The 21,038-nt window shown below is 47.3% G+C and carries 15 protein-coding genes and 1 tRNA gene; 10 read left to right on the plus strand and 6 right to left on the minus strand.

Annotated elements, in window-relative coordinates:
• Nucleotides 1–28 precede the first annotated feature (28 nt).
• The 7 genes from BMY16_RS09330 (at nucleotide 29) to BMY16_RS09360 (ending at nucleotide 6,485) form a co-directional block, all read left to right on the plus strand.
• Entirely contained in the window at nucleotides 29–2,347 is a 2,319-nt protein-coding gene (locus tag BMY16_RS09330) for a C10 family peptidase (RefSeq protein WP_170836065.1), read from the plus strand.
• 92 nt (nucleotides 2,348–2,439) lie between these two features.
• Complete coding sequence (locus BMY16_RS09335; RefSeq protein ID WP_139207188.1) at nucleotides 2,440–3,087, plus strand: hypothetical protein; 648 nt, start codon at nucleotides 2,440–2,442, stop codon at nucleotides 3,085–3,087.
• Nucleotides 3,088–3,099: 12 nt separating this feature from the next.
• Entirely contained in the window at nucleotides 3,100–3,555 is a 456-nt protein-coding gene (locus BMY16_RS09340) for an NfeD family protein (protein WP_317614780.1), read from the plus strand.
• A gap of 24 nt (nucleotides 3,556–3,579) precedes the next feature.
• The gene (locus BMY16_RS09345) at nucleotides 3,580–4,533 is read left to right on the plus strand and encodes an SPFH domain-containing protein (RefSeq protein WP_091841898.1); all 954 of its coding nucleotides are present in this window, start codon (nucleotides 3,580–3,582) and stop codon (nucleotides 4,531–4,533) included.
• 82 nt (nucleotides 4,534–4,615) lie between these two features.
• Nucleotides 4,616–5,503 (plus strand): 4-hydroxy-tetrahydrodipicolinate synthase, encoded by an 888-nt coding sequence (gene dapA / locus BMY16_RS09350; protein WP_091841900.1) that lies wholly within the window; start codon nucleotides 4,616–4,618, stop codon nucleotides 5,501–5,503.
• A 109-nt stretch (nucleotides 5,504–5,612) separates the two neighbouring features.
• Nucleotides 5,613–5,686 (plus strand) — tRNA-Arg (locus tag BMY16_RS09355).
• Between the two features lie 85 nt (nucleotides 5,687–5,771).
• Entirely contained in the window at nucleotides 5,772–6,485 is a 714-nt protein-coding gene (locus tag BMY16_RS09360) for a sigma-70 family RNA polymerase sigma factor (protein WP_091841902.1), read from the plus strand.
• A 36-nt stretch (nucleotides 6,486–6,521) separates the two neighbouring features.
• Here BMY16_RS09360 and htpG read toward each other — a convergent pair whose 3' ends face one another.
• The 4 genes from htpG to BMY16_RS09380 form a co-directional block, all read right to left on the minus strand.
• Nucleotides 6,522–8,576, minus strand: a complete 2,055-nt coding sequence (gene htpG, locus BMY16_RS09365) for a molecular chaperone HtpG (protein WP_091841904.1) — start codon at nucleotides 8,574–8,576, stop codon at nucleotides 6,522–6,524.
• Nucleotides 8,577–8,692: 116 nt separating this feature from the next.
• Complete coding sequence (rpsA, locus tag BMY16_RS09370) at nucleotides 8,693–10,483, minus strand: 30S ribosomal protein S1 (RefSeq protein WP_091841905.1); 1,791 nt, start codon at nucleotides 10,481–10,483, stop codon at nucleotides 8,693–8,695.
• A 315-nt stretch (nucleotides 10,484–10,798) separates the two neighbouring features.
• On the minus strand, nucleotides 10,799–12,136 hold the full coding sequence (locus BMY16_RS09375) for an NADP-specific glutamate dehydrogenase (protein WP_091841907.1): 1,338 nt from the start codon (nucleotides 12,134–12,136) through the stop codon (nucleotides 10,799–10,801).
• Nucleotides 12,137–12,923: 787 nt separating this feature from the next.
• A complete protein-coding gene (locus BMY16_RS09380) occupies nucleotides 12,924–15,227 on the minus strand; it encodes an NADP-dependent malic enzyme (RefSeq protein ID WP_091841909.1) in 2,304 nt (767 codons plus the stop codon).
• A gap of 124 nt (nucleotides 15,228–15,351) precedes the next feature.
• Between BMY16_RS09380 and BMY16_RS09385 the strand changes: the two genes are divergently transcribed.
• Nucleotides 15,352–15,969 (plus strand): TetR/AcrR family transcriptional regulator, encoded by a 618-nt coding sequence (locus BMY16_RS09385; protein WP_170836066.1) that lies wholly within the window; start codon nucleotides 15,352–15,354, stop codon nucleotides 15,967–15,969.
• Between the two features lie 41 nt (nucleotides 15,970–16,010).
• On the opposite strand, the gene BMY16_RS09390 is transcribed toward BMY16_RS09385, so the two are convergent.
• The gene (locus tag BMY16_RS09390) at nucleotides 16,011–17,510 is read right to left on the minus strand and encodes a DUF4301 family protein (RefSeq protein ID WP_091841912.1); all 1,500 of its coding nucleotides are present in this window, start codon (nucleotides 17,508–17,510) and stop codon (nucleotides 16,011–16,013) included.
• A gap of 109 nt (nucleotides 17,511–17,619) precedes the next feature.
• Here BMY16_RS09390 and BMY16_RS09395 point away from each other — a divergent pair, with 109 nt between their 5' ends.
• Together BMY16_RS09395 and BMY16_RS09400 are read left to right on the plus strand one after the other, a co-directional pair.
• Nucleotides 17,620–19,692 carry a RelA/SpoT family protein gene (locus BMY16_RS09395; RefSeq protein ID WP_091841914.1) on the plus strand — a complete coding sequence of 691 codons (2,073 nt, stop codon included), beginning with the start codon at nucleotides 17,620–17,622 and terminating at the stop codon, nucleotides 19,690–19,692.
• 47 nt (nucleotides 19,693–19,739) lie between these two features.
• Nucleotides 19,740–20,015 (plus strand): hypothetical protein, encoded by a 276-nt coding sequence (locus BMY16_RS09400; protein ID WP_091841916.1) that lies wholly within the window; start codon nucleotides 19,740–19,742, stop codon nucleotides 20,013–20,015.
• Between the two features lie 3 nt (nucleotides 20,016–20,018).
• Here the strand turns inward: BMY16_RS09400 and BMY16_RS09405 are convergent, their stop codons facing one another.
• Complete coding sequence (locus BMY16_RS09405; RefSeq protein WP_091841917.1) at nucleotides 20,019–20,996, minus strand: GNAT family N-acetyltransferase; 978 nt, start codon at nucleotides 20,994–20,996, stop codon at nucleotides 20,019–20,021.
• Between the last annotated feature and the right edge of the window lie 42 nt (nucleotides 20,997–21,038).

The following is a 21,038-nucleotide window of genomic DNA, read 5'->3' on the forward strand; positions in this document are numbered from 1 at the left end:
GGCCCCAAAAGAACAAAACCAAACGGATATGAAGAGATTATTACTAACGACATTGGTATGGGCTGTCAACGTACTGATTACGTTCGCAGTTCCTGTAAGTGAGCAAGCTGCAAAGAAAGCGGCTCAAGTTTTTTTCCACCAACAGTGGAAGGCAATGACCCGTGGAGAAGCCCAAGAGTTGACTCGTGCCGTAACAGGTGTAGCTGATGGCGAGGATGCGGGTATTTTTGTGTTTAATGCAGAAGATGGTTATGTTGTGATAAGCGCAGACGATAAGCTGCCTGCAATTTTGGCTTATGGTTATGGTTCTCCTTACGATGCACGAACGGCTCCAATTGCCATGAAGGAGATGCTGGAGGCTTATCATTATGCAGCAACAGCTACGGCGAAGACCCGTGCAACCGTTCCTACTCATGCGGATATTTCACCTCTGATTAAGACAACATGGGATCAGGAGACACCTTATAATAAATTGTGTCCGAATGGATATCCTACAGGCTGTGTGGCAACTGCAACGGCCCAGATCATGTATTATCATCAATACCCTAACACCTATGAATGGGGCAAGATGAAGACTGGATACAAGTCTTCGGATACGGGTGAAGCTGTTGATGCTGTTGCTAGGCTGATGGCGGATGTTGGAGAGAAAGTTTTTATGAGTTATGGCCAGTCAGAATCCTCCGCACGTTTTCTTGATGCCTGCGAAGCTTTGCGTTACGATTTTGGTTATTCCGAGACCACAGAGTATGTAGAGCGTAACAGCTATACTGCCCAAACGTGGGATGAATTATTGTATAATGAGCTCTCATCTAAACGTCCAGTCCTTATGGGCGCACAATCGATGTCTCCGACGGGTGAAGGAGGCCATGCGTTTATTATCGACGGTTATGAAGTGAAGGGCAGCACAGGTTATTTCCATGTAAACTGGGGGTGGAGTGGCCATAGTGATGACTATTTCCTAATCTCCGTGCTTAATCCTACATATCAGTATGCAGGTGGCCATGCAGGCTCAAGTGGTTATTCTTATGAGCAGAATGCCATTGTTGGAATCCAGCCAGCCACCACACCGATGGCAAAAACCTGTCGCTTCATTACGGATTGTTGTTATATTGATGGTGATAAAGGCACGTATACCCGAACATCCACTTCGGTAGATTTTCCCAACGTGGTCATCAATTTCTCTTTTTTTAATCTATGCTATCCTAAAGAAGCGCGTCGTTATGATGTTGCCGTTGCTCTCTATAAGGATCGTGATCTAATTAAGATCCTTGACCAGGGTTCCTTAGGAGATGCGATGGGTTTCGGATTTGGAGGAGGATTTCATAGCAATAGCGTTTCTTTCGGAAAAGACCTGTCGGATGGTACTTACCAGATACGTATACTAAGCCGTGAGACTGGTAAAACAGAGTGGGCTTGGGCAATCGAGTCTGCATGCAGATATGTTGAACTTACCATCAACGGCAATACGATGACGACCACCACCTATGGTAATCTTGAAGAATTTGATAATATTAATGACCTCACAGTCAATTCTGTCAATGTAAGCGGATCGAAGAAGGTTGGTGAGCCATTAACAATTACAATCAATGTGACAAATAATCATGTGCCGAGCAACTCCCCGTTATTCCTTTGGGGCAATGCCAGCTTGGCGGAAGGAACAGATAAATACCAGTGCTTAAGTGGCGGTGGTACAAATCTCGATCCAGGAGAGACAGGCGATCTTGTACTTGAATATACACCTCAGCGCGCTGGTACTTTTAACTTTGTCCTTAGCGCCAGTTCTAGTAATGCCAAGAACCCGCTATATTCCTTCTCTGAAGAAATAACTGGCACTTATTTGTCTTTAGAACTTGTTGTAGATGGAGCAACACCTCAGTCAGATGGAACCAACAAAGTTGATGGCAATACTTTCAAAGGGGTTGTCAAACTATCAAATCATGGCTCTGTGGCATACGATGATAATATCACTTTCAAGCTCGCAGAACTGGATAAGAGTGTTGGTAAATTCAGGTTCATTGATACTTCAAATAAGAAAGCTACTATAGGAATCGGTGAAACCAAGGAATTCTCATTTAGTTATGAGAATCTGACCAATGGTTTATACTATGCCTTGATTGTTGGCTATCAAAACGGATCGTCGACCGTTTATATGAATATGGAAGACGATCTAGTGGCATATAACCAGTTTTACCAGATGACCGAGAGTACTGGCATAGGCATGTTGAAAGCCGATGCTTCCGATGCTGATGTTTATAATATGAATGGTGTCCGATTGGGTAAAGCTGCCGACTTGAAAAACTTGCCTAAGGGCATTTATATCATTAATAAAAAGAAGGTGATAAGGTAACATTGCGAACTTTTGCGAAGTAAAAAAGCATTTGCAAACTATTGCGAATGCTTTTTTTTGGTGGAATAAAAAAAACTTCCTATCTTTGCGCTATGATTTACGAAATACTAATAGGAATTGTGCTTTATGCAGTACTCTTTGTCGTTACTGTACAAAACAGTCGCCGCAAGGTGGTTGCACTCCAGGACCGTCTTGATAAGGTACGTGCGTTGCAAGAGTTGCAACAAGCACAAAGCCTACAGAATATCGAACGTAATGAAGCTAAAATACGCGAGTTGGAGGTCCTGTTGCAGAAGTTGGGTGATGAGAATTCGTTGCTGCGCTTGGAACTTGAAGAGAAGAAAGCCACACTCGATTATAATAATAAGGTGGCGATGATTGAGAACGAGAAGCGCCGACAGGCTGAGACCGTTATCTTTTCGTCGGAGGTCTATCGACAGCTGCAGGATTGCCTGAGAGAAGGACGCAGTTTGGGCCATCAGGAATGGACGGCTTTAGGCGAGCTGGTTAATAGCATCTATACCGACTTTACCGAAAAGCTCTATAATCTCTATCGTATGTCTGATCAGGATTATCATGTCAGCTTGCTCATTAAGGTGCGCATTCAACCGAAAGATATCGCTTTGCTTACAGCTCATTCTAAGGAGAGTGTGGCCTCCACGCGAAGCAGGCTTTACTCTAAAGTATTCGGGCGCAAAGGTTCGTCGAAAGACTGGGATGACTTTATTTTATCACTTTAAAATCCAAATAACATGATGATTGATTATTTTACACAACACTTGTGGCAGATGTGGTCGGTTCTAGCCGTTGTCTGTCTGATTTTGGAGTTGATGGCAGGCGATTTCTTTATCATCTGCTTCTCTATCGGTGCAGTATTTGCAGCCCTGTCTGCTGCTCTTGGTGGCAACATCTATGTCCAGCTGATCTGTTTTGCGGTGTGCGCTCTAATCAGCTTGTTCTGGGTGCGCCCCTTTGCTAAGCGTTATTTGCGTAAGGGTGAAGATTCGCGTGTCAGCAATGCCGATGCGTTGTTAGGAAGACAGGGTAGGGTTGTAGAGACTGTCGAGGCTGATGGGTTCGGGCGTGTGCAGATTGACGGAGACATATGGAAAGCTGTTACTAACGAGAATCAGAGTATCCCTACAGGCACTAACGTATACGTGATTGGACGCGAGAGCACTATTATTACAGTAGAAACAATTCATTAATATTTTATTTTAAAACTAATTATTATGGACATTGCAACTTTCATTCTGGTAGCCATCGTGATATGCGTGGTTATCTTTGCCAAAATGGCACTCGTGATTATCCCTCAGTCAGAAACAAAGATTGTGGAGCGTCTCGGACGCTACTATGCCACACTCCAGCCTGGTATCAACATTATTATTCCTTTCATTGACCGCGCCAAGTCTATTGTTGTATTGAACCATGGAAGGTATCAATACTCCACCACTATTGACCTGCGTGAACAAGTCTACGACTTTCCTAAGCAGAATGTGATTACGAAGGATAATGTACAGACTGAGATCAATGCGTTGCTTTATTTCCAGATTGTAGATCCCTTCAAGGCCACATATGAGATTAACAACCTGCCCAATGCTATCGAGAAGCTGACGCAGACCACGTTGCGTAATATCATTGGTGAACTTGAGCTCGACGAGACACTGACTTCACGCGATACTATCAACAAGAAATTGAGTGCTGTGCTCGACGATGCAACCGATAAGTGGGGTGTGAAGGTGAATCGTGTGGAGCTACAGGACATCACGCCTCCTGACTCTGTGCTTACTGCAATGGAGAAGCAGATGCAGGCAGAACGTAACAAACGTGCCCAGATTCTTACTTCCGAGGGTCAGAAGGCTGCCGAGATTCTTGCGTCAGAAGGTGAGAAGACTGCTATCGTCAATAAGGCAGAAGCCGCAAAGCAGGAAGCTATCCTTCAGGCCGAAGGCGAGGCGCAGGCCCGCATCCGTGTGGCCGAGGCTGAGGCGAAGGCTATCGAGCTGATTACTGAGGCTGTCGGTAAATCGACCAATCCTGCCAACTATCTGCTGGCCCAGAAATATATCCAAATGATGCAAGAGTTAGCCGAAGGCGAGAAGACCAAAACCGTCTATTTGCCTTATGAGGCCACCAACCTACTTGGCTCATTAGGAGGTATCAAGGATCTATTCAAGGCAGAATAACACAAAAAATGAAAAAATCGCAGCATTTTGCTGCGATTTTCATTTTATTTGTGTACCTTTGCAGCCGAAAAGATTAGACGATATGGTACAGAATATTTTCAAGGGTTTGGGTATCGCACTCATCACCCCCTTTAAGGAAGACGGTTCGGTAGACTATGAATCGCTGATACGCCTTGTGGATTATCAGCTGAACAACGGGGCCGACTTTTTCTGTATTCTCGCTACTACAGGCGAGACACCCACACTTACCAAGGAAGAAAAGCAGAAGATTAAAGACCTCGTCGTAGACTATGTCCAGGGGCGTGTGCCCATCCTGATGGGTTGTGGTGGCAATAATACTGCTGCCATCATTGAGGAACTGAAAACCGGCGATTTTCGTGGGGTTGACGGTATACTCAGCGTATGTCCATATTATAACAAGCCTTCACAAGAAGGTCTCTACCAGCATTTTAAGGCGATTGCTGCAGCTACCACGTTGCCCGTTATATTATATAATGTGCCAGGTCGTACAGGGGTAAATATGCAGGCAGCCACAACAGTGAGATTGGCACGCGATTGCCATAACATTGTAGGTATTAAGGAAGCTAGTGGTAATTTGGAACAAGTCGACGAGATTATCAAGAACAAGCCCAATGGCTTTGACGTAATCAGTGGTGACGATTCCCTGACATTCCCTATGGTCAGTTGTGGTGCCGTTGGCGTTATCTCCGTTATTGGCAATGCCCTTCCTAAGGAGTTCTCAAGAATGATCCGTTTGCAGATGCGCGGTGAATACGATCCAGCCCGCACTATCCATCATCGCTTTACAGACTTGTTCTCGTTGCTCTTTGTCGACGGCAATCCCGCTGGTGTAAAGGCGATGCTCTCAGAGATGGGCTTTATTCAGAACGTCCTTCGCCTGCCGTTGGTGCCCATGCGTATCAACAATATGCAGCGCATGTCAGAGATACTGAAAGAGCTGAAAATTTGAAGAAAATCAGGTAAAAAGGGGCGAAAATACATTTTTCTTGAAAAAAGTCGCCAAAAGATTTGGTCAGTTCAAAAAATCTTCGTACCTTTGCACCCGCAAAAAGGAACAAGGTTCCGTAGCTCAACTGAATAGAGCATCTGACTACGGATCAGAAGGTTGTGGGTTTGAATCCCGCCGGAATCACTTGAAGAGAGAAAATCGAAAGATTTTCTCTCTTTCTTTGTATTTCCGATTATTTTTTTGTATCTTTGCCCCAAAATAAGTTTTTATGGAAGATTCAGCACTTAACAGATATTTGGATGAAATCGGAAAGGAAGCTCTGCTTTCCGACGAAGTAGAGAAACAACTCTCATCGCAAATCCTGAAAGGCGATACTAAAGCCCTCTCGAGACTTGTGGAAGCAAACCTTCGCTTTGTGGTGGCCGTAGCCCGTCAATATAAGGGTAAAGGTGTTGCGATGGAGGATCTCGTCAGTGAGGGTAATATCGGCTTAATGAAAGCCGCCTCGAAGTATGATGCCAGCAAAGGTGTCCGCTTTGTAAACTATGCCGTTGTCTATGTGCGTCAGGCTATCGAGAAGTTCATCGAGCAGCAGGCTGGTCTCTACCAGGTGCCAAAGAATGTAAAGGATGAGGTCGTTGCCCGTCAACAAAGTATGCCTCTTTCAGTAGATGCCCCCTTAGGTCATCGAACGAATATGAGTTTATTGTCTGTTTTGATTAATCAGGATGCTCCTTTGGCCGATGAGCGTGTCCATTCTGAAGCCGTTGAGGCTGCGGTGGAATATGCCTTAGGCAGTCTTGACCAGCGTGAGACAAAGGTGGTGAATGCCTTTTTCGGTATTGGCCAAGAACGGGAGACTATGGCTGAGATAGCAGAAGATATGGATGTGAAACGTGAGCGTGTGAGACAGATACGTGATAAGGCTGTGCGAAAACTCCGCAAAGCCTATAAGGCTCGCCTCCGTGAATTACGAAGATAAAATAAATGCTCCCTCGAAAATGAGGGAGCATTTATTTTATTTAATCAAATCAACTGAGCGCTTTAGGAATTTATCCAGCGCCTCGCCTTTGAGCATGCCATTCTGAAGGAGCGCCAGGTCGATAAGTTGGTGAACGATGGAATTGCCCTTTGCATAGTCGGCAATCACAGCTGTCTTCTTGTCCTTCTGCTCCTGTACGGCTTTCTCAGCCTCGGCCTTCTGGTCCTTTTCCTCCTGGGTAATCTCGTCATATTTCTTTTTATCCTGTGCGGCACGAATAGCGGCCAGACGAGCTTCTTGACCCTTTAGCTCGCTCACGATGGGCTTCAGCGCCTCGGCGGTAGCAGCCTCACTCTCCTCAAGTACTTTCTTTACCAATGGATGATCGGAATTCAGGACGATGTTGAATGAGTCGGGCATCTGTCCATAGAAGTTCATTCCTGGCTGGAAACGGCTCATCTCCTTCATACGACGCATATACTCATTTTGTGTGATAATCACAGGACGTGCCTCTTCGCCGAGGGCATCCACCTGAACCATAAACTCTGCCTTCTCAATCTTTGGCATCTGGGTGCGGAACACGGCTGACAAATTGTCACTCTCTTCCTCCGAGAGCTGCGTCTTCTTGGCGTCCTCCTTCACAATCAGACGGTCGATGATGTCGGCATCCACACGTGTGAAGTGGCTCTTCTCAAATTTCTGCTCCAATGTCTGAATAGTGGGAACATCAAGCTGACCGTCAAGTAATAGTACTGAGTAACCCTTGTCCTGAGCTGCCTTGATGTAAGAGTACTGCTCTTCCTTGTCGGTAGCGTAGAGATATACCAACTGATCGTTCTTATCCTTTTGATTGGCCTCGATGAGCTTCTTGTAATCCTCAAATGTGAAGTACTTACCATCTGTATCCTTCATCAGGGCAAAGTCCTTGGCGCGGTCGTAGAAGCCCTCCTCAGAGAGGATACCGTAGTTGATGAAGAGCTTCAGATCGTCCCACTTCTCCTCATACTGCTTGCGGTCTTCCTTGAAGATGGCATTCAAGCGGTCGGCAACTTTCTTCGTGATATAAGTAGAGATTTTCTTCACCTCACGGTCACTCTGCAGATAGCTACGAGAGACGTTCAGGGGAATATCCGGTGAGTCGATCACACCATGCAGTAACGTCAGGAATTCGGGTACGATGCCCTCTACCTGATCGGTTACAAATACCTGGTTGCAGTAGAGCTGGATTTTATTCTTCTGCAGCTCAATGTTCGACTTAATCTTCGGGAAGTAGAGGATACCCGTCAGGTTGAAGGGATAGTCCACGTTCAGGTGAATCCAGAACAGGGGCTCATCGCTCATTGGATAGAGCGTACGATAGAAACTCTTGTAGTCCTCGTCCTTCAGCGAAGAGGGCGTCTTCGTCCACAGCGGCTCCACATTATTAATAATATTGTCTTCATCAGTATCCACCTGTTTGCCGTCCTTCCATTCGGTCTTCTTACCGAAAGCAACGGGCACAGCCATGAACTTGCAATACTTCTGAAGCAAACCCTCAAGCTTGTACTTGTCAAGGAATTCCTTGCAATCGTCATCGATATAGAGGATGATGTCACTACCACGTTGTTCACGCTCGGCATCGTCAATCTCGTAGGCAGGACTGCCGTCACAACTCCACTTTACGGCCTTCGAACCCTCTTTGTACGACTTGGTGATTATTTCCACCTTCTTCGACACCATGAAACTTGAGTAGAAGCCCAGACCGAAGTGACCAATAATGTTGTTGGCGTTATCCTTATATTTCTCCAAAAAGTCGCTAACGCCAGAGAAGGCGATCTGGTTAATATACTTATCAATCTCCTCTTCGGTCATTCCGATACCATGATCGCTGATGGTGATGGTACCCTTGTCAGCATCAAAGTTGACACGTACAGTCAGGTCGCCAAGATCGTCTTTAAACTCTCCTTGTGCGGCGAGGGTCTTCATCTTTTGCGTAGCATCGACTGCGTTCGACACCATCTCGCGGAGGAAAATCTCATGATCACTGTAGAGAAACTTTTTGATAACGGGGAATATATTCTCGGTTGTAACCCCGATGTTACCTTTTTGCATGTTATTATCAATTTATAATTTCATTGTTTGAACATTATTCTGCAAATATCGTGCCAAACAAAAATCCCCCCTGGAAAAACTTCCAGAGGGGATAGGTATGTAAGAGGGTAGAGCAATTACTTCTTCTTGCTCTCACCTTCCAGCTGAGCCTTCAGCTGAGCCAGTGCGTCGATGTCACCCAGTGTTGTGCTGGCTGCAACATTCTCGATCTTCGGAGCATCGTCCTTCTTCGGAGCACGTGCCTTCTTAGCGGCAGCCTTCTTCTCCTCGCGGGCGGGATCCTCGAAGGTGCGACTGTGAGAGAGGATGATACGCTTGCTGTCCTTATTGAACTCGATCACCTTGAAGGGCAGAACCTCACCAGCCTGAGCCTGTGAACCGTCCTCCTTCACGAGGTGCTTCGGAGTAGCAAAGCCCTCAACATTCTCCTCGAGTGATACAACGGCGCCCTTCTCGAGCATCTCGCTGATCTTACCCTCGTGGATAGAACCAACGGTGTACTTCTCCTCGAATACATCCCAAGGATTCTCCTCGAGCTGCTTGTGACCGAGAGACAGACGACGGTTCTCCTTATCGATATCCAGAACGATAACGTCGATCTGAGCACCAACCTGAGTGAACTCTGAAGGATGCTTTACCTTCTTGGTCCAAGAGAGGTCGCTGATGTGAATCAGGCCGTCAACACCTTCCTCGAGCTCAACAAATACACCAAAGTTGGTGAAGTTGCGAACCTTTGCGGTATGCTTGCTGCCAAGAGGATACTTGTTCTCGATAGCCTCCCAGGGATCCTCACGAAGCTGCTTGATACCCAGGCTCATCTTACGCTCATCGCGGTCAAGGGTCAGGATGACTGCCTCAACCTCTTCGCCAACCTTCAGGAACTCCTGAGCTGAACGCAGGTGCTGGCTCCAAGACATCTCTGAAACGTGGATCAGGCCCTCAACACCAGGCTGGATCTCAACGAATGCACCGTAGTCAGCGATAACGACTACCTTACCCTTCACGTGGTCACCAACCTTGAGCTCCTGATCCAGAGCATCCCAAGGATGAGGAGTGAGCTGCTTCAGACCGAGGGCGATGCGGCGCTTCTCGTCGTCGAAGTCCAGGATAACAACGTTGATCTTCTGGTCGAGCTCCACCACCTTGTGGGGATCGTCTACGCGGCCCCAAGAAAGGTCTGTGATGTGGATGAGTCCGTCAACACCGCCGAGGTCAACGAATACACCGTAGCTGGTGATGTTCTTAACTGTACCCTCAAGGATCTGACCCTTCTCCAGACGACCAATGATCTCCTTCTTCTGGGCCTCGAGCTCCTGCTCAATAAGAGCCTTGTGAGAAACGACCACGTTGCGGAACTCCTGGTTGATCTTCACAACCTTGAACTCCATGGTCTTGCCAACGAACTGGTCGTAGTCGCGTATGGGGTGAACGTCGATCTGCGATCCGGGGAGGAAGGCCTCGATACCGAATACGTCGACAATCATACCGCCCTTTGTGCGGCACTTGATGAAGCCCTGGATGATAGCATCTGCCTCGAGAGCCTCGTTGACCTTATCCCAAGACTTGCTCAGACGGGCCTTCTTGTGAGAGAGGATCAGCTGACCCTTCTTGTCCTCAGCGCTCTCTACGTAAACCTCTACCTTATCACCGATCTTCAGGTCGGGATTGTAGCGGAACTCAGAAGCGGGGATGATGCCGTCGCTCTTGTAGCCGATGTTGACAACAACTTCCTTCTTGTCAACGCTGATCACGGTACCTTCTACTACCTGGTGGTCGGCTACCTTGTTGAGGGTTTCGTCGTACGCCTTGTCAAGCTCTTCTTTGTTGACACCAGCGGGCGTGCCATTCTCGAACTCGTCCCAATTGAAATCGTCGAGCGGCTTCACGTTCTTTGTTAAATCTGACATAATAAATTAATTCTGTTGCCCCACGTTTGTTTGTCGGGGCGGGGTCTGAACAGACGTTTACCAGACCATCTTTTAAAGGGTTAATAATTCATAGGAGCAAGCGCCTGTTCCGGCCCCTATTCCCCCTACGGGGGACAAAACGGGTGCAAAGGTAGTAAAAAGAAGTGAGAAGTGAGGGGTGAGAAGTGAAAAGTAGATATTAATTTATGAATTATTAACAAAACAAAGGCCGACCCTCGCGAGTCAGCCCCTGTTAACAATACGTTATTCTATTATAATTATACTTTCACTTGAATACTTCAAACTTCGTCCGGCTTATACAATGCCCTGAGCCATCATGGCGTTGGCCACCTTCATGAAGCCTGCTACGTTAGCACCCTTCACGTAGTTGATGTAACCATCAGCCTCGGTACCGTACTTCACGCAGTTCTCGTGAATGTCATTCATGATGCGCTTCAGATAGTCATCAACCTCCTTAGAAGTCCAGCTCAGACGCTCTGAGTTCTGTGACATCTCCAGGCCAGATACTGATACACCACCAGCGTTAGAAGCCTTACCAGGAGAGTAGAGCAATTTGGCATCCTGGAAGATCTTGATAGCATCGGGCAGGGTAGGCATGTTTGCACCCTCGGCAACGGCGATCACACCATTGTCTACGAGAGCCTGAGCCTGTTCTGCGTTGATCTCGTTCTGAGTAGCGCAAGGCAGGGCGATATCAGCCTTCTCGTGCCAGGGGCGCTCACCAGCATGATATACAGCGTTGGGATACTCCTCAACATATTCCTTAATACGTCCGCGCTCAACGTTCTTCAGCTCCTTCACATAAGCGAGCTTAGCCTCGTCGATACCATCGGGATCGAAGATGTAACCGTCTGAGTCAGAGAGTGTCAAGGGGATAGCACCGAGCTGGATACACTTCTCTGTAGCATACTGTGCCACATTACCAGAACCAGAGATCAGCACCTTCTTACCCTTCAGTTCGATACCACGGGTAGCTAGCATAGAGGTCAGGAAGTAAACACAGCCATAACCTGTAGCCTCAGGACGGATCAGTGAACCACCGAAGCTCAGACCCTTACCTGTCAGCACGCCCTGGAACTGATGAGTCAGCTTCTTGTACTGTCCGAAGAGGTAACCGACCTCACGTCCACCAACACCGATGTCACCAGCGGGAACGTCCTCATCTGGACCAATCACGCGATAGAGCTCATTCATGAATGCCTGGCAGAAGCGCATCACCTCAGCATCGCTCTTGCCACGGGGAGAGAAGTCTGAACCACCCTTTGCACCACCCATAGGCAGTGTGGTCAGAGAGTTCTTGAAGGTCTGCTCGAAAGCCAGGAACTTCAGGATACCGAGGTTTACACTCTTGTGATAACGAAGACCGCCTTTGTACGGGCCAATAGCATTGTTGTGCTGGATACGATAACCCATGTTGGTCTGAACATTTCCCTTATCATCTACCCAAGTGATACGGAACTCACAAACACGATCGGGGATGCAAAGGCGCTCGATGAGGTTGGCCTTCTCAAACTCGGGGTGCTTGTTGTACTCTTCCTCGATAGTAGGAAGTACCTGAGAAACTGCCTGGATGTACTCCGGCTCATTGGGGAATCTCTGTTTCAGATCCTCTACAACTTTTGCTGCATTCATAATCTAAAAGTTTTTTAAGTGTTATACTGATTAAAAATTACTATATTTCGCTGTTTATACTGCTTCGACAGTACATTCTGTCTTTGCTTTCTTCTTTTCGGGTGCAAAATTACATCAAAAATTCGAAATAGCAAACATTTTATCAACTTTTTCTTCAAAAACCTTTCTTTTTGTCACTTAATTGACATAAATCAAGTCAAAAGGTCATTAAATGCCTTTTGTTATGTGTTCGTCCACACCTGTTTGCAACCTGAAAGACCTTATATATAATATGTGGGATTTAGCTTGTGATTATGAAAGCAAAATAGAGGGGAATAGCGTATAGGTGGTTTGTGGGTAACAGAATGTAAAGATTCTATGCCAAAATTTAACACTTCCAGAGTGCTCCTTCTAGAGAAAATAAGAGATGATTTAGGATACGTTCGGAGTTTAATTACGGTAAACTATGGGTTTAGATAGTCTTTTAGGGGCGTTAAGATAGTCTTTACGAGTCATCGGACTATCTTCCATATAGTGAAAGATGACGTTTGAATGAGCGAAAGATAACGTTTCGACGGGTGAAAAGCCTTATTTTAACGACCCAAAGATGACCCCCTTTTTAACAATACAACATAACGTCCAATGAATCAGATATTTAGCAAAACGGCTCAAAACTCACGTATTGACGGCCTTGGAATGGTTTGGGCTCTAGAACACGATTCTCACGAACCGACTTGTTAAGTAATTTAACCAACAAGGGCTGCCTCGAAAGACAGCCCTTGTTGGTTTTTATATAGAAAATATGTGATTACTTTCCAGCGTTGTTGATGCGATCCTTGATCTTGGCCACATAGGCATCGATGGTTGCTACTGCCACGATGTTCACAATGTCGCGCACAGTGGCACCGAAGTCGATGAAGTGGATAGGCTTGTTCAGACCCATCTGGATCGGGCCGATAATCTCGGCGTCGCTACCCAGCATCTGCAGCATCTTGTAAGATGAACGGGCAGAGGTCAGGTTGGGGAACACCAGTGTGTTCACCTTCTTGCCTTTCAGTTTGGTAAACGGATACTGCTCGTCTCTCAGCTCGTTGTCAAGTGCGAAGCCCAGCTGCATCTCTCCGTCGATGGGAAGATCGGGGTAGAGCTGCTGCATCTCCTCTACGGCATATCTGACCTTCTTGGCACCATCGCTGGTGTTGCTACCGAAGTTAGAGTGGCTGACCATTGCAATAACAGGTTTTTCGTTGAAGAAGCGAACGGCGGTAGCTGCGAGCTTGGCGATATCCATCAGCGCGTCCTTATCGGGGTTCTCGTTGACGAGCGTATCGGTAACATAGTAAGTACCCTTAGGCGAGTTGATGATGTGCATGGTACCGAAATGCTTGAACTCAGGACGGATACCAATCACCTCGTTGACTACCTTGATGGTATTCGAGTACTTCGTATACAGACCAGTGATGTAGGCATCAGCCTCGCCAGTCTCCACCATCATCATACCGAAGTAGTTGCGCTCGAACATCTTGTCGTTGGCTTCCTGGAAAGTGTAGCCGTCGCGCTGGCGCTTCTCTGTGAGGATGCGGGCATAACGTTCGCGGCGCTCCTGTTCTGACGGATGGCGCAGGTTCACAATCTCAAGACCATCGAGGCTCAGGTCGAGCTTCTTGGCGAGTTTGGTGATGACTTCATCGTTACCGAGCAGAATCGGGTGACAGATACCTTCAGCGTAAGCCTGTACGGCAGCCTTCAGCATGGTGGGGTGTACGGCCTCTGCGAATACCACTCGCTGCGGATGGGCTGCTGCTGTGGCGTAGAGATTCTGGGTGAGTTTGGTCTCCTGACCAAGCAGCACAGAGAGCGAATCCTTATATTCATCCCAGTCCTCAATCTTCTTGCGAGCCACACCACTCTCGATGGCGGCTTTGGCCACAGCCGCTGACACTTCGGTAATCAGACGGGGATCAACGGGCTTCGGAATGAAGTAATCGCGACCGAAAGAGAGATTGTTGACGTGATAGACATCGTTCACCACATCAGGCACTGGCTGCTTTGCAAGATCTGCGATGGCATGAACGGCAGCCAACTTCATCTCCTCGTTGATGGCGGTGGCGTGAACGTCGAGCGCACCACGGAAGATGTAAGGGAAGCCGATAACGTTGTTGATTTGGTTAGGATAGTCGGTGCGCCCCGTAGACATAAGCACATCGGGACGGGCCTCCATGGCGTCCTCGTAAGAAATTTCGGGTACAGGGTTGGCGAGAGCGAAGATAACGGGATCCTTGGCCATCGTCTTTACCATATCCTTGGAGAGCACATTACCTTTTGAAAGACCCACAAACACGTCGGCACCGTTGACAGCCTCTGCGAGGGTATGGATATCGGTACGACTGGTGGCGAAGAATCTCTTTTGCTCGTTCAGGTCCTGACGCTCTACAGAGATCACGCCCTTGGAGTCGAGCATCACGATATTCTCCTTTTGGGCTCCGATGGCCATATAGAGCTTGGTGCAACTGATGGCAGCAGCACCTGCGCCGTTGACCACAATCTTTACCTTCTTGATATCCTTGCCAATCACCTCCATGGCATTCTTCAGACCTGCAGCAGAGATGATTGCGGTTCCGTGCTGGTCATCGTGCATTACGGGGATATCGAGTGTCTTCTTCAGACGCTCCTCAATGTAGAAGCACTCAGGAGCCTTGATATCCTCGAGGTTGATACCGCCAAAGGTAGGGGCGATGCGCTCAACAGCCTCACAGAACTTCTCGGGATCCTTCTCAGCAACCTCGATGTCGAATACGTCGATACCGCCATAGATCTTGAAGAGCAGACCCTTTCCTTCCATGACGGGCTTACCACTCATGGCACCGATATCACCCAAGCCGAGCACCGCGGTACCATTGGAGATAACAGCCACAAGGTTACCCTTATCGGTGTACTTATAGGCTGCGTCGGGGTTCTCTTGAATCTCCAGACAGGGATAGGCCACGCCAGGAGAGTAGGCGAGACTCAAGTCGGTTTGCGTACGATAAGCCTTGGTGGGCTTTACTTCAATTTTTCCAGGGCGTCCGCTCTCATGATATTCGAGGGCAGCTTCTTTCGAGATCTTAACCATAATCGTGTATTACTAATAATCTTTTTACCTATTATCAAATTTTGGTGCAAAATTACAAAAAACTATTTAAAAATATCGCCTATTTTTGTTTTTTTTGTACCTTTGCAACTGAAAATGTATGAATATGCAAGAAACCAAAGACATTTCTCCCTACAAACAGGGGCTTAGAGACAAAATCATCACATCGGCGATGATGGCTTTTGCCAAGAAGGGCATCCGTCAGGTAAAGATGGATGACGTGGCATCTGAGTTGGGTATCTCGAAGCGCACACTCTATGAGATCTTCGACAAAAAAGAGGATTTGCTCTATGAGGGTGTGAAATATTATCTCGGTGAACGGCGTTCTCAGATGCAGCAGAAGGCACAGGACTGCAACAACGTGATGGAGATTATCCTGGTGGCATACAAGCTGAAAGTGGAAGAGGTGCGTCAGACCAATCCGCTGTTCTATTCAGATCTGGTGAAGTATCCGAAGGTGGCGCGTTATTTAGGACAACAGAACCAGCAGATGCTGACAAATATGACGAAGTTTATCGAGCGTGGCATAGATGAGGGCTTTTTTCGCAAGGAGGTGAAGCCAGAACTTGTGGCACGACTATTCGATGCATTAGGAAAATATGTGATGGAGCAGCAGCTTTTCCTCAGCTATACGATAGAGGAGATATTCATGAATCTGATCTTTGTATCGCTAAGGGGTATCTGTACCAACAAAGGGGTTGAGGCAATTGACAAGTTGATATAGAAAAGAAGAAATCCCAGCCAGCTGGCTGGGATTTCTTTTGTTTACTGATGTTGTTCGCGTAGCAAGTCGTTGACGGTCTTCACTGGGTTGAAGGTGCCGAGAGGCACTTCTACGAAGACCGTACTCCAATTACTCATAGCACCATTCCATAGGCCTGGTAACTCCAAGGCCTTCAGCTCTTTACCGGCTTTCGATTTAGAAGAGATGAAACCTGTGGTCTTATCAACAAACTCAGGCAGGTTGAAGGGCTGACCCTTATAGTCCTTCACGGCGCAGACGAGGTCTACGGGGTTGAAGTGAGTACCCTGAGTGAACATCTTCATATAAGCCTCGTTGTTAGTGTCAATCTGCGAACTCTCCAGAATCTGCAGCGATACGGTTCCATCCTGATTGTAGGTCAGGAACGGTCCACCACCAGGTTCACCCACGTTCTTCACCACGCCACAGACGCGCATTGGGCGGTTCAGCTTCTCACGCAGATAGGCGGCATCGGCCTTCTTGCCCTTGGCATCGGTGCAGAGTTTCTCACTGACGAACTTGGCAATCTCCTCGAGCTGGGCATCGGTAGCACCTGCATCAAGTAGACGCAGATATTCAAAAGCCTGCTTCTGCAGCGAAACGAGCACACCAGCAATGACCTGCTTCCACTCTACGGTCTCTGGCTTCAGACGGTCGGGTACCACGTTGTCGATGTTCTTGATAAAAATCACGTCGGCGTCTATCTCATTAAGGTTCTCAATGAGGGCACCGTGACCACCGGGACGGAACAACAATGAGCCGTCATCGTTGCGGAATGGTGTGTTGTCGGGGTTGGCGGCAACGGTATCGGTAGAGGGCTTCTGCTCTGAGAAGGTAATGTCATACTTGATACCATATTTTTTAGCAAAGGAGTCAGCCTTTTCAGCCACCTTAGCCTTAAAGAGCTCCATGTGCTCATGAGAGACGGTGAAATGAACATGGGCCTCACCATTAGAGGCAGCATAGAGGGCACCTTCCACAAGGTGTTCCTCCATCGGGGTGCGCGGTCCTTCAGCATACTTGTGGAAAAGTAACAGTCCCTTAGGAAGCTGACCGTAGTTCAAGCCTTCGGCCTTCAGCATGTTGGCAGCGACTGCTTTGTAATTACCTGCAGCAATCAGTTCTTTGATTCCCTTGCCTTCGTTCTTCTGGCAAGCGGCATCAAGAGCATCATAGAAAGCGAACTTCTCTATCGAGTCGAAGTATTTCTTCTCGAAATCGGAGGTGGGTACATCATAGTCGGCATCCACAAAAGCAAACATGTTTTTGAACATACGGCTGGCGGCACCTGAGGCGGGCACAAACTTTACGATTTTGTTGCCAGCAGCCTTGTACTGGTTCCATACTTCCTCCAACTGCTTGCGCTCGTCGGCGTTGGGGGCGATAATGCCACGACCGATGCCAGCGGCTGCTTCCAGCTTCAGGAAGGGGAATCCGGTTTTAAACTCATTCAGTTGATTCTCGATCTGCTCAGCGGTGATTCCTTTCTGAGCAATTTGTTTCAGGTCTTGTTGTGATAACATAACGATTTTTGGAATTTAAATTGTTTTCTGATGCAAAAATACTAACTTTTTTGAAAAAAAACGAAGATTTTCCAAGAAATTTGTATCTTTGCAATGAAAAAAGTCAATTATGGCAGAATTATTCGCATTTACATACGAAGAAAAGAAACAGATGGCTGCTCGTACGGCTCAACTTCTGAAAGAGGAAATTGGGCTGAAGGGTGACGCAATACAGGCGGTTTATCTCATTCCCGAGATTGACGAGGGGCACATGACTATTGAGCAGGTCGAGGAGCAATACGGCCCGCAGGTGGCCCGCATCCTTCACGGTCTGAACCGCATCCAGCAGCTGTATCAGAAGAATCCCGTTATTGAAAGCGAGAACTTCCGTAACCTGCTGCTTTCATTCGCTGAAGATATGCGTGTGATTCTCATCATGATTGCTGATCGTGTGAATCTGATGCGCCAAATCCGAGATACGGAAAATATAGAGGCAAAGATGGAGGTCTCTCAGGAGGCGGCCTATCTCTATGCACCGCTTGCCCATAAGCTAGGCCTCTATAAGCTGAAGAGCGAACTGGAAGACCTCTCGCTGAAGTATCTGGAACACGATGCTTACTATATGATTCGTGAGAAACTGAATGAGACGAAAGCCTCGCGTGATGCCTATATAGAAAGGTTTATCAAACCTATTGAGGAAAAGGTGAAGGCGGCGGGTATCAACTGTCATATCAAGGGTCGTACAAAGTCGATACACTCTATCTGGGAGAAGATGAAAAAGCAGAAATGCGGCTTTGAGGGAATCTATGACCTCTTCGCCATTCGCATCATCATCGACTGTCCGGAAGATAAGGAGAAGATGCAGTGTTGGCAGGCATACTCGATTGTTACCGATATGTATCAGCCCAACCCTAAACGACTTCGTGACTGGCTATCGGTTCCTAAATCGAATGGCTACGAGTCGTTGCATATTACAGTTCTTGGCCCTGAGAAGAAATGGGTGGAGGTGCAGATCCGTACGGAACGTATGGACGATATCGCTGAGCGGGGTGTGGCTGCCCACTGGCGTTATAAGGGCGTAAAAGGTGAAACGGGGCTTGACGAGTGGCTCACGGGCATTCGTTCAATGCTGGAACATGCTGAGGGTCTGGAGGCTATGGACCAGTTTAAGATGGAGCTCTATGAGGATGAGGTCTTTGTGTTCTCGCCTCGTGGCGATCTGTATAAGTTCCCCGTGGGAGCTACTGTGCTCGACTTTGCCTATCATATCCACTCGAATTTGGGCAACCAGTGTACGGGAGGTCGCATAAACGGCAAGGTGGTGCCCATCCGCTATCAGTTGAAAAGCGGTGACCAAGTGGAGATTCTGACATCGGCCAATCAGAAACCGCGTCAGGAATGGCTTTCGATTGTGAAGTCGTCACGCGCCAAACAGAAGATTCGCCTGGCATTGAAGGAAACTCGTCAGCGCGACGGACTTTTTGCCAAGGAGATGCTTGAACGTAAATTCAAGAATCGTAAGATTGATCAGGAGGAGTCGGTGATGTTCCACGTCATCAAGAAGCTTGGCTTCAAGGAGGTGAGCGATTTTTATAAGTCGATTGCCGACGGCGTATTGGATGTGAACACCGTCATAGATAAATATATAGAGGTACGCGATGGGGAGAAAACGGTGACAGGCGACAACATCGCCCGTTCGGCATCGGAGTTTGAGCTGGAACAATCGAAATTCTCACCTGTCAATACGGGGGCCTCTGACGATACCCTCGTCATTGACCAGAATCTAAAGGGCTTGGACTACCAACTGGCACGCTGTTGTCATCCAATCTATGGTGATCCAATCTTCGGCTTTGTCACCATCAATGGCGGTATCAAGATTCACCGGCAGGATTGTCCTAACGCCCCAGAACTGCGACGCCGTTACGGCTATCGCGTGGTCAAGGCTAAGTGGAGCGGTAAAGGGGCCTCGCAATATTCCATCACACTCCGGGTTATCGGTAATGACGATATCGGTATTGTAAACAATCTCACGAGCATTATCTCCAAAGACGAGAAGCTCGTACTGCGCTCTATCAACATCGACTCGCACGATGGTCTTTTCAGTGGAAACCTTGTGGTAATGCTGGAAGATACCTCTCGTCTGGAGTCGCTGATCAAGAAGTTACGCACTGTAAAAGGCGTAAAGCAAGTGGAAAGAATATAAAAGATACCAATAACTATATGAAGAAGTTGTTTTATTTTTGTGTTGGGATGTTAGTGTTTGCGACGTATAGCTGCCGACCGAATCAGGCAGAGCTTTATCAGCGTTATTTGGAAGACGTGGCCGATACTACCTTTGAGTATGTTACACCTAAGGCAGACTCTCTTAATGCTGATGGTGAGCCTATTGTTCCTGAAGGACAGGCTGAGGGTGGCTGGGCGAATGACGACGGACTCGTAGCTGTACCTGACATTCCGAAAGAACGCCGAGTAAACAAGGGTGCCAATTCGTATGACGTTGAGAGAGCTATGTTAGGTAAAGAGTAATAATTACTCCCTGTAAAGCCAGGAGAGTAAGGAGTTAATCCAACGGATGGAGAAACGGAACCAGCGATAGGTGCTTTGTTCTTTGCCTCCAAACCGAAGAATGAACTCTCGGAAAGGATTCTTCGAGAAAGGTAAGCCTACATCCATAAAGCACATGTGGGCATAACCGTTTTCATAGGCGTGTTTCATCACATCCCATACCACTACAACATCGGGATGCAAAAAACGGTAGGTTTTGCGTCTGAAGGCCGAATACCAGAGATAGGCATCTCCCATGCTATAGACACAAGCGGAACATGCAATTACTTTACCACGATATTTGGTCACGAAGAGCCGCCCATGTTCTCCCTCCATTATTTTTCTGAAAAAGGTATCATCAGGTATATAGCGTTTCGGTTTTAATAAATTGTGTTTCCTAAGCAACTTGGAGAACGCTTTGAAGTCGTCTTCTGTTTGGACGATCTCTGTAGTAGCCCCACGTTCACGGGCAGAATTGATACGCTTCTGAAGCTTTGAAGAAATACGCTCCTCCGGGGCATGACTATGAAGCGAATTATGGACACTGGACCAGTTTACAGGGAAAAACTGCAACTGACGTAGTTGTTTGTAACCAAACATTTTCTGACTCAGGTTACTTACCTCCATATACAACGTACGTGTACTCATGCTCAACTTCAGTGCTGTCAGCATTTCACCGAAAAGTTCTTCTTTCTTGTAAGGACTGTCGTAATAGACGCCCTCACCGAGAACACGACAATGGATAATCAGAAATGGGGGAATTACCAAAGTTCGGTAACGAATAATACCCAGCATGTGGCTGACAACATGTCCTTCGGCATCAGTGGTAACCACCATAACAGGCTTCTGACGGGGGGTCTCTCTTGCGATGTCGAACAATTCACGGCTATGGAAGAAATTACTTTCATCCAAAGCCGGCAGTTGTTCGCTGCGCTTGTAGAGCGTTGTCTTCAGTCCTTTCATGCTGCAAAGATAATAAAAAAATAAGAATCGAGAAGTAAGAAT

The sequence above is a fragment of the Prevotella sp. ne3005 genome, assembly GCF_900110085.1.
Lineage (GTDB): Bacteria > Bacteroidota > Bacteroidia > Bacteroidales > Bacteroidaceae > Prevotella.

Bases quoted from the DNA above. Each gene is read 5' to 3' on its own strand.
- BMY16_RS09360 (WP_091841902.1), top strand. From the start codon at position 5,772: ATGGAAGATTCAGCACTTAACAGATATTTGGATGAAATCGGAAAGGAA.
- BMY16_RS09345 (WP_091841898.1), top strand. From the start codon at position 3,580: ATGGACATTGCAACTTTCATTCTGGTAGCCATCGTGATATGCGTGGTT.
- BMY16_RS09400 (WP_091841916.1), top strand. From the start codon at position 19,740: ATGTTAGTGTTTGCGACGTATAGCTGCCGACCGAATCAGGCAGAGCTT.
- BMY16_RS09340 (WP_317614780.1), top strand. From the start codon at position 3,100: ATGATGATTGATTATTTTACACAACACTTGTGGCAGATGTGGTCGGTT.
- rpsA (WP_091841905.1), bottom strand. From the start codon at position 10,483: ATGTCAGATTTAACAAAGAACGTGAAGCCGCTCGACGATTTCAATTGG.
- BMY16_RS09405 (WP_091841917.1), bottom strand. From the start codon at position 20,996: ATGAAAGGACTGAAGACAACGCTCTACAAGCGCAGCGAACAACTGCCG.
- dapA (WP_091841900.1), top strand. From the start codon at position 4,616: ATGGTACAGAATATTTTCAAGGGTTTGGGTATCGCACTCATCACCCCC.
- BMY16_RS09380 (WP_091841909.1), bottom strand. From the start codon at position 15,227: ATGGTTAAGATCTCGAAAGAAGCTGCCCTCGAATATCATGAGAGCGGA.
- BMY16_RS09390 (WP_091841912.1), bottom strand. From the start codon at position 17,510: ATGTTATCACAACAAGACCTGAAACAAATTGCTCAGAAAGGAATCACC.
- BMY16_RS09330 (WP_170836065.1), top strand. From the start codon at position 29: ATGAAGAGATTATTACTAACGACATTGGTATGGGCTGTCAACGTACTG.
- BMY16_RS09335 (WP_139207188.1), top strand. From the start codon at position 2,440: ATGATTTACGAAATACTAATAGGAATTGTGCTTTATGCAGTACTCTTT.
- BMY16_RS09375 (WP_091841907.1), bottom strand. From the start codon at position 12,136: ATGAATGCAGCAAAAGTTGTAGAGGATCTGAAACAGAGATTCCCCAAT.
- BMY16_RS09385 (WP_170836066.1), top strand. From the start codon at position 15,352: ATGCAAGAAACCAAAGACATTTCTCCCTACAAACAGGGGCTTAGAGAC.
- BMY16_RS09395 (WP_091841914.1), top strand. From the start codon at position 17,620: ATGGCAGAATTATTCGCATTTACATACGAAGAAAAGAAACAGATGGCT.
- htpG (WP_091841904.1), bottom strand. From the start codon at position 8,576: ATGCAAAAAGGTAACATCGGGGTTACAACCGAGAATATATTCCCCGTT.